We start from the raw sequence: 231 nt of genomic DNA, 5'->3' as shown, positions 1-231 counted from the left end.
AGGTGCTGCTGTTCACTCCAGCGCGGGGCGTCGAGTCATTTGATACATTGGCGCTGCTGGACAGACGCCTCCACCAGCAGTACGAACACCCCGCCAGCACCGAGGAATTCAGGGCGCTGCTGCCAGTGAGCTACCAAGCGCTGTGTAGCAGCGGAATCTGGCCGCTAACGCTGTCGCCCATCAGCGATAATCCGCTGTACGAGCACGTAAACGAAGTGATGATCGACCGGC

At 60.2% G+C, this 231-nt stretch carries 1 protein-coding gene; it reads left to right on the top strand.

Annotated features, from left to right (window positions below):
• On the top strand, positions 1-231 hold a 231-nt coding region (locus ACFZPT_RS27155), incomplete at both ends, for a hypothetical protein (protein WP_379559195.1).

The organism is Pseudomonas sp. MD330_10, assembly GCF_042610415.1.
GTDB classification, from domain to species: Bacteria; Pseudomonadota; Gammaproteobacteria; order Pseudomonadales; family Pseudomonadaceae; genus Aquipseudomonas; species Aquipseudomonas rhodesiae.
The sequence above is the reverse complement of the archived record's forward strand: the minus strand, read 5'-3'. Positions and strand labels throughout refer to the sequence as shown.